At 72.6% G+C, this 7,499-nt stretch carries 11 protein-coding genes; 10 read left to right on the top strand and 1 reads right to left on the bottom strand.

The genetic code is table 11. From position 1 onward, the window contains the following. The first annotated feature begins 226 nt into the window (after positions 1-226). Both ACFYT9_RS36575 and ACFYT9_RS36570 read left to right on the top strand, forming a co-directional pair. Complete coding sequence (locus ACFYT9_RS36575; protein ID WP_389170865.1) at positions 227-889, top strand: hypothetical protein; 663 nt, start codon at positions 227-229, stop codon at positions 887-889. 2 nt (positions 890-891) lie between these two features. Beyond that, entirely contained in the window at positions 892-1,110 is a 219-nt protein-coding gene (locus ACFYT9_RS36570) for a hypothetical protein (RefSeq protein ID WP_389170863.1), read from the top strand. A gap of 383 nt (positions 1,111-1,493) precedes the next feature. Here the strand turns inward: ACFYT9_RS36570 and ACFYT9_RS36565 are convergent, their stop codons facing one another. Then, positions 1,494-1,850 carry a hypothetical protein gene (locus ACFYT9_RS36565; RefSeq protein ID WP_389170860.1) on the bottom strand — a complete coding sequence of 119 codons (357 nt, stop codon included), beginning with the start codon at positions 1,848-1,850 and terminating at the stop codon, positions 1,494-1,496. A gap of 61 nt (positions 1,851-1,911) precedes the next feature. Here ACFYT9_RS36565 and ACFYT9_RS36560 point away from each other — a divergent pair, with 61 nt between their 5' ends. The 8 genes from ACFYT9_RS36560 to ACFYT9_RS36525 all read left to right on the top strand — a co-directional run bounded on the left by ACFYT9_RS36560 (position 1,912) and on the right by ACFYT9_RS36525 (position 7,089). Next, entirely contained in the window at positions 1,912-2,382 is a 471-nt protein-coding gene (locus ACFYT9_RS36560) for a hypothetical protein (protein WP_389170857.1), read from the top strand. A 24-nt stretch (positions 2,383-2,406) separates the two neighbouring features. Next, positions 2,407-2,799 carry a hypothetical protein gene (locus tag ACFYT9_RS36555; protein WP_389170854.1) on the top strand — a complete coding sequence of 131 codons (393 nt, stop codon included), beginning with the start codon at positions 2,407-2,409 and terminating at the stop codon, positions 2,797-2,799. A gap of 16 nt (positions 2,800-2,815) precedes the next feature. Next, positions 2,816-5,038, top strand: a complete 2,223-nt coding sequence (locus tag ACFYT9_RS36550; RefSeq protein ID WP_389170851.1) for a hypothetical protein — start codon at positions 2,816-2,818, stop codon at positions 5,036-5,038. Next, complete coding sequence (locus ACFYT9_RS36545; RefSeq protein WP_389170848.1) at positions 5,035-5,508, top strand: hypothetical protein; 474 nt, start codon at positions 5,035-5,037, stop codon at positions 5,506-5,508. The genes ACFYT9_RS36550 and ACFYT9_RS36545 overlap by 4 nt, the downstream gene beginning before the upstream one ends. A 14-nt stretch (positions 5,509-5,522) precedes the next feature. Then, the gene (locus tag ACFYT9_RS36540; RefSeq protein ID WP_381440739.1) at positions 5,523-5,732 is read left to right on the top strand and encodes a hypothetical protein; all 210 of its coding nucleotides are present in this window, start codon (positions 5,523-5,525) and stop codon (positions 5,730-5,732) included. Between the two features lie 102 nt (positions 5,733-5,834). Continuing rightward, positions 5,835-6,170, top strand: coding sequence for a hypothetical protein (locus tag ACFYT9_RS36535; protein WP_389170845.1), 336 nt, complete (start codon positions 5,835-5,837; stop codon positions 6,168-6,170). A 175-nt stretch (positions 6,171-6,345) separates the two neighbouring features. Continuing rightward, entirely contained in the window at positions 6,346-6,594 is a 249-nt protein-coding gene (locus ACFYT9_RS36530) for a hypothetical protein (protein ID WP_389170842.1), read from the top strand. 42 nt (positions 6,595-6,636) lie between these two features. Next, positions 6,637-7,089: a hypothetical protein gene (locus tag ACFYT9_RS36525; protein WP_389170839.1), complete on the top strand. Its 453-nt coding sequence runs from the start codon at positions 6,637-6,639 to the stop codon at positions 7,087-7,089. Positions 7,090-7,499: the final 410 nt, after the last annotated feature.

Here is a 7,499-nt window from a genome sequence, read left to right as displayed (position 1 = left end):
CGGCGGCGTTGTCGTGGCCCCGCCGCCGCCGCCCCGCCTGCCCCTCTCGCCCGGCGTGGGGGGGGGGGGGCGCCCGGCGCCCCCCCCCCCCGGGGCCCCCCCGGACCGGTGACGGCCACGGCCGGCAGGCCGCTCACCCACACATGCCGCCGCTGAACTTCGCCTCCGGCCCGCCGGAGACGGACTTGAGCGGTCGCGACCACCGAACCGAGAGGAGCCATCAGCCATGTCCGGCATCGACTGGGACAAGGAGCTCAGCCTCATGACCCCCCAGCCCCAGCCTCAGTCCCCGACCCCGCAGACCCCGGCCCCCGAGGCCCCGGAGAAGCCGCAGAAGCCCGCGACCTCGCGTTTCACCGCTGCGGTCGACGGGATGCGCCGCAACACCGCGGCCCTCGCCGTGTGCGGCACGATCGCCGTCGTCGCCGTGTGCGGAACGGTCATCGCCGTCACCAACATGCAGGCCGACCAGGCCGCCCAGGACCGTGCGCGCGCCCAGCAGGACGCTGCGAACGCCCTGGTCGAGGCGGAGGCCGACAAGCAGCGGGCCCAGATCGAGGAGACCACCGCCAAGGCCGCGTACGAGCGGGAGCTGACCGTCTATCGCGAGTGCATGAAGGACCGCGCGGCGGCCGTCGCCAAGGCGTCCAGCTTCGAGATCTCCCGGATCCCCGAGTGCCCCGCCCCGGTCTTCAGCGGCACCTCCGCCCGGGCCCAGCAGCCCGCCGGCGCCAGCTCCAGCAGCGGCATCACCTCCAGCCCCTGGCTGTGGGTGGCGCTCGTCGGCGGCGGCGGATTCATCGCCTACAAGAAGCTCTCCGCGCCCTCCGGTTCGGGCACGGCAACCCCCGCAAACAACAAGGGATTCACCTTCGAGAAGGGTGCGTAAAAATGACGCTTCAGTTCTTCGCCCTCGCCCTGTTCTGCTGGGCCCTCTTCTTCACCTTCAAGAAGACCAAGGGAAAGCAGATGGTCGTCTGCATCATGCTCATCGTCTCCGGCATCTTCCTGCCGTACACGCCGTTCAGCGAGTCGATCCGCGGCACGCTGGAGTCCGTTTTCAACACGGCGAGCACGACCGTGAACAACATCGGCTCGGCGTCGCGCTGAGTGAGCAAGCCCGGTTACCGGTTACCGGTTACAGCCCCCAGAGACCCCTCGAACCCCCCGCCGGAGGGCCCGAACCGGGGTCCTGGGGGCCTGTAACCGGTAACCGGTAACCCACCTCAACCACACAGAGTCACAGAAGGGAGGGTCATGGAACTGCTCTTGCTCCTCGCCATCAGCTACGTGTTCGGCGTGGAGAAAACGCACGGAAAATACGAGCAGGCGGGAATCAAGAAACCTCCTGCTAAAACAAAAGAGAAATGGAATCCGACCCGGGCGCCGGACACATTCCGAAACACCCCGTACAACATCGCGGCGAAAACGCATTACGGTCTGCTGGCGGGCGCGCATATGGCCGGTGGCCTGCGCGACGGATGGCGCTCGGCCTACCTCAAGGAGCCGACCGAGACGCCTTCCGTTTCCCCTTCCGCAGACCCCTCTGCGGCGAAGTCGCCGAAGGGCAAGTCGACGAAGGGGAAACCGTCCTCGAAGACGTCGACGGGGACCTCGTCCTCGACGACACCGCCGACGGGATCTTCGTCCTCGACGCCGCCGGCGGGGACTCCGTCCTCCACGGCGACGCCGTCGACAACGCCCCCGCCGCCGTCCGCACCCCCACCGCCGACGGCGCCCCCGCCCCCGACGACCCCGCCTCCTCCGACGACCCCGCCTCCCCCGACGGCACCTCCGCCGCCGACGACCCCGCCGGTGACGGTGCCGCCGGGGTCCGCGGTCCCGCCCACGGGCACCATCCCGCGGCCCCGCACCGTCAAGCTGCCCGACCACATCCGGAAGGACCCCTCTATGCAGCCCACCCCGCCCGTCCCGCACGCCGCGACCGTCGACGACAAGGGCGTCCACGTCACGACCTCCGCCGGGAAGTCCCGCACCTACAGCGGCGGCGAAGTCATGAACCTCACCCAGGTCATCGACCTCGCCGACGGCTCGGCCACCCTGTGCCAGGCCAGCACCGACACCGCCCTGGAACTCATGGACGAGGCCCTGGAGCTGGCCACCGACTGCGACACCCTCATCGCCGACATCACCGCCAAGGGCGTCGGCGCGAACCTCATCGCCAAGTGCGAGGTGCTCAAGGAGCAGCTCGACCTTCAGGCCGCCGCCGCCAAGGACGTCCACGACAAGATCCAGGGCGGCGAGGAGGCGTGCCGCACCGCCTCGGCGAACGCCGAACTGCGGCACGGCGGCATCTTCCGGGCCGTCGCCGACTCCCCCCTGACCAAGCCCGCCGAGCGCGACTTCTACAACGCCCGCTGACCTAGAGACAGGAGAAGCCCCCGCATGAGCGCCACCGAGACCCTGAAGGACGCCGCGAACTACGCCGCGCTGCGTACCAAGCTGGCCTGGCTCACCCACAAGGTCCACGCCCACGCCCAGACCGTCACCAAGCTCGCCGCCGACGTCAACGACGCCGCCGAACAGATGCTCGACGCCGCCGAGACGATGAAGGCGCTGGCCGTCGACGACGCCACCACGTCGGAGTTCGCCGACGCCGCGCTGACCATGACCGGCGTCAAGGACGCGGCCGGCGCCTACACCTCCGCCGCCGACAGCGCCGCCGCGGCCGCCGACGACGCCAAGACCACCACCGAAACCGACCACGGCGGCATCGCCGACGCCGTCGCCACCTCCCCCGTCGACATGGCCGAAGCCGGCTTCTACGCCCAGCAGTAAAGGAGATCGAAGGACCATGGGGCCGACCCGAGCACAGTTCATCCAGTACGCGCCCGCCGCTCTCGCGGTGGTGCCACTCGCCGCCGGCCCCTGGTCCGCCCTCGCCGCCGCCGCGGCCGGAGCCGGGGCGTGGGCCGTCGGCGCCTCCGCTCCCGCTCTGCGGTCCCTGATCGCGTGCGGGCTCACGACTACCGGCTGCGGCATCGCCGCCAGCGAGGCCCTCGCTGCCGGCATGAACCCGATGATCGCCCTCGGGCTCGCCGTCCCGGCCGGGGCGGCCGCCCTTGCCCACCACCGCAATCTCGCCGGCCACCTCTCCGCGCCTGCTCTCGTGCCCGCGACCACGAGCACGCCTACGGGCGCGGCCACGGGACAGACGTCGCAGGCGCAGCTCATCACCGCCTGGTGGCGCGAGTACATCTCCGGCCCGACCCAGACCGAGGGCCGCGTCCTCATCCAGGCCGGAGCCAACCTGGAGCATCTCGGCCTCGAGATCGACGCCGACCACGTGGCGTTCACCGGGATCATCACCCTGCCCCAGGGCCAGCAGGTGCGGGTGAAGGCATCCGACATCGCCTCCGTCTACCAGATCCCCGTCTCCCAGGTGGAGCTGGGCGACCCCAAGCACTACGCGCCCAACGCCCTGCCGGTCACCGTGCACCTGAAGGTGCCGGCGGAGCAGCCGCAGATCGCGGCCGGTGCCCCCACGACCCCGCAGGAGCTGTGGGCCGCGTACGTCGGCGCCCCGGAGGGCGCGATGCCCGGCACCACCCTCACCCTCACCCGCTACGACGGGCCGCTGGACTGGGAAGGCATCGCCACCCGCGACCGCAAGGCGATCGGCACCGTCAACCTCCAGGACCTCGCGGGCAACCTCGACCTGGAGACGATCCAGATCGCCCTGGCCCCCGGCGACAAGCCGTCGCAGATGGGGATCCGGGTGATGCGGGAGCACGCCCTGATGCACGGCACGATGCTCTCGACGGTCCTGGACGAGCTGTCGATGGACTCGCGCGGCTACATCCGCGCCGGCACCTACGTCGACGGCCGCCCCGCGCTCCTGCCCCTCGCGCAGCCCGGCTCCGGCGCCCGCCACCTCTACCTCGTCGGCGGCTCCCGCTCGGGCAAGTCCGGGCTCCTGGAACAGATCCTGCTCTCCGCCCACCGCTCCGGCATCGCGGTGATCCTCGCCTCCCCCCAGGCCGGGACCATCGCCGGCGCCTCGCTGTCCGCGTACCTCGGCGACGGCCTGGACGAGGCGATGGGCGCGCTGCGCCTGGCCTACGCGATGCTGCTCGACCGCGAAGCCCGCTACCGCAGCCCGGCGTTCCCGTTCACCGACCCGCTGATCCTGGTCGTCATCGACGAGGCCCACATGCTGCTGTCGGCCTCCTCCCCGTACCACGACGAGGCGAAGGCGATCGTCGAGCAGCTGACCCGACGCTCCCTCAAGCGGGGCATCGGCGTCGTCCTGGCCACCCAGACCCCGCTCGCCGAAGACCTCGGCCACTCCACCGTCATCCGCTCCCAGCTGCTGATCGGCGGCGGCGCGGTGTTCCTGCGCTGCGCCAAGGGCCAGGGCTCCCTGGTCGGCACGAACGCGGTGGAAGGCGCGGAGGGCATCGACCTGTCGAGGATCCCCTCGCAGTGGCCCGGCCAGTACGCCAAGGTCGCCGACCGCGACATGTCCGGCCTGGCCACCGAAGCCGCCGCCGCCCCCGAGGACGGCACCTTCGGCCTGGGCTACCTCCTCACCCCCGGCAGCCAGGCCGTCCAGTTCCGCTCCCTGCACCTCGACGTGCCGCCCGTCTCCCTCGCCGGGGGCGAGCGGCCGGTCGGGATCGAGGACTGCGACGCCTGGCGCGAGCGCGACGCCATCGCCCAGACGCGGATGGTCGACAAGCGCGGCAAGAACCTGATCGGCAGCCTCGCCGACCTCCTCGCCGCCGCCGAGGCCACCGCCTCCTCCTCACAGGAGCCGGCGACCCACCACAACCCCGCCGGTCTCCACGCCGTCCCCGGGCCCGCCCGACCGGGCGGAGCACCGGCAGCCTCCGACGGACAGGAGCTGATCAAGCCGCGCATCCTCGAACTCCTCCAGGAGCACTCCATCCCCATGACCGCCGAAACCATCGCCCGCAAGCTCGAGATCCCCGCCACTCGCGTCAAGCCGCGGCTGTCCGAGCTGAAGAAGAGGGGCGAGGTCACCAACGAGAACGGCCTGTGGAGGGCAGCATGAACACCCGCACCGACAGCAGTACCGACTTCACCCCCATCGACCAAGACCTGTACGAGAAGGCGTTCCAGCTCCTGGACCCCGACCCCGACACCATCCCGAAACCCGCCGCCCCCGCGGCCCTCGCGGCGCCCGCGCCGGTCCCCCTCACCGCCACCCTGCCGATGCGCCTAACCGGCCCGGTGGAGAAGACCCTCACCGACGCCCTCGCGTTCCTCGACACCCACGGCTGGACCCGGTACTCCCTCATCAACACCCAGGGCGCCCGCTGCTCCATCGGCGCCCTGCGCGCCGCGGCCGGCTCCCGCAACGCGGCCTACCGCGACGCCGGGAACCTGTTGCTGGACGAGGCCCGGCGCCAGCACGGCAAGAAGTGGGAGACCATCCCGTCCTGGAACGACTGCCACAGCGAGGCGCAGGTGCGTAGCGTGTGGGAGGCCGCCATCCGGCGCGCCCAACACCTGAACATCTGACGCTGGAGCTGCCCGTGTCGTTCTCGTTCACCAACCCGCAGCCGGACCGCAACGACGGCCGCTCGTTCTCCTTCACCGACCCACAGCCAGAGGATGACGGCCGCTCGTTCTCGTTCACCGGCCCGGACCCGGCCGACATCGACAGGCAGCTCCAGACGATCACCGACATGGCCACCGAGATCCTCCGCCTCGTCGCAGACGTCCGCAGGCAGATCAACACCTGACACACCGCACAGCTCGGCCTCGCGCCCCGCCCGGAACCTCCTTCCGGGCGGGGCGTCGCCGTTCCCTGCCCGAACCACCACCATCTCGGGAGACCACCCACCGTGCGCCGCTACCGCTACCGCTGCACCATCTGCCGCACCACCAGCCCCATCGTCCTCCACCCCGACGACCTGGACGCCGAGGGCGACGCCCACCGCCAGGCCGTCCACGGAGGCCACTTCCCCGACGACGAGCTCGCCGGCGAGATAGACCGCCTCGGCCGCTGGTACGCCGCCCTGTCCCCGCTCGCCGTTGTCCACGCCCGCATCGCCGACGGCCTCAGCGACCTACGCGACGAGAAGACGCTGGGCCACTACTGGTGGGCCAGCGCCGGCGCCGCCCTCCTGATCGGCGGCTCGGCCGCCCTCATCGCCCTCGTCGTCTCCGCCGCCCTCTGACCCGGCACCGACCGACCCGCCTGGCCACCGGCACCGGCCCGCCCCGTTCTTCGGCGGCGGCCGGTCCCGGTGACCGGACAGGCCGACCGGCCACCACCCGCGCCCCGCAGACCCTCCCGGCCGGCGGGGCGCAGCACTTCCCGCCCTGCTCCACCGTCCCGTTCGGGAGACCCCGATGCTCCGTCTGATCCGCACCCGCACCTACCGCGAGCTCCACACCCACGTCCAGGAACTCCACGACCGCGCCGCCAGCCAGGAGCGCGGCCGCCTGGCCGCCGAGTACCGCATCACCCAGGCCCTGCAGATCCTCCAGGGCGAGGACACCGAACTGTCCACCCGCCTGAGCGACGCCCTGACCGGCGACGGCCAGTTCACCATCGCCGCGCCCCCGGCCACTAGCCGCTCCGCCCTGCTCCCCCGCTGACCACTGCTCCGCCCGATCCCCCTCGCTGAAGGAGACGCAACCGTGAACACCGCCCCGGCCCCGATCGACCGCTGCGCGCACAACGTCCTGACCGCCCGCTGCGAGGCCCCCGCCATCACCGCGATGGTCGCGGCCGCCGCGCACTTGGAGGAGGCGCTCGCCGCCGACGCCCATGACACCGCCGCCTTCTACACCGCTGGCCACGGCCAGCACCGCGTCCCCGGATGGATCCGCGGCAACGCCGACCGCATCCGCGAGCTCCTGGACCAGCTCGTCGCCCAGTACCCCGACGAGACTGCGGCCCAGGCCGACGCCCCCGGTGCGCAGGACCTCACCCCGGACCAGGCGCCCGCGCTGAACAACCCCGCGCTCGCCGTCGCCTGCCCGGCCTGCGACGCCAAGCCCCGCGCCCTGTGCACCTCCCACAGCGGCACCCGGCCCCGCCGCCACGACGTCCACCGCGCCCGCACCGCCGCCCTCACGGCCACCTGCTGATCCGGTCACCCCGTCCGGCCACCGGCACCACCGCCCCGCCCCGGGGCGGCTGGTCCCGGTGACCAGGCAGGCCGACCGGCCACCCGCCCTCACCTCACGCCCCGTCGATGGATCGTCCGTCGACGGGGCGCAGCACAGCCCGCCACCCATCCCGTTGGAGGACTCCTCGTGCTCATCCCCCGCCCGCGCCGCCGGATCGGACGGCCCCGTCCGCAGCGCCCCGGCCCCCGCTACCCGCGACACCCCGACCGGCTCCCCGGCCCCTGGAGCCGGTGACGGCCTGTCCGGACACAGAAGCGGGGGGGGGGGGGGGGGGGCGCCGCGGGGGGGCGGCCCGCCCCCCCGCCGGGGGGGGGGCCGCGGGGGGGCGGGGGGGGCGGGGGCCGCGGCCCCCCCCACGCACACCCCCC

Source organism: Streptomyces sp. NPDC004435 (assembly GCF_042873895.1).
Taxonomy (GTDB): Bacteria; Actinomycetota; Actinomycetes; order Streptomycetales; family Streptomycetaceae; genus Streptomyces.
The sequence above is the reverse complement of the archived record's forward strand: the minus strand, read 5'-3'. Positions and strand labels throughout refer to the sequence as shown.

Excerpts from the sequence above, each read along its gene's own strand:
- ACFYT9_RS36570 (WP_389170863.1), top strand. The coding sequence starts at position 892 with ATGACGCTTCAGTTCTTCGCCCTCGCCCTGTTCTGCTGGGCCCTCTTC.
- ACFYT9_RS36555 (WP_389170854.1), top strand. The coding sequence starts at position 2,407 with ATGAGCGCCACCGAGACCCTGAAGGACGCCGCGAACTACGCCGCGCTG.
- ACFYT9_RS36575 (WP_389170865.1), top strand. The coding sequence starts at position 227 with ATGTCCGGCATCGACTGGGACAAGGAGCTCAGCCTCATGACCCCCCAG.
- ACFYT9_RS36530 (WP_389170842.1), top strand. The coding sequence starts at position 6,346 with ATGCTCCGTCTGATCCGCACCCGCACCTACCGCGAGCTCCACACCCAC.
- ACFYT9_RS36560 (WP_389170857.1), top strand. The coding sequence starts at position 1,912 with ATGCAGCCCACCCCGCCCGTCCCGCACGCCGCGACCGTCGACGACAAG.
- ACFYT9_RS36545 (WP_389170848.1), top strand. The coding sequence starts at position 5,035 with ATGAACACCCGCACCGACAGCAGTACCGACTTCACCCCCATCGACCAA.
- ACFYT9_RS36550 (WP_389170851.1), top strand. The coding sequence starts at position 2,816 with ATGGGGCCGACCCGAGCACAGTTCATCCAGTACGCGCCCGCCGCTCTC.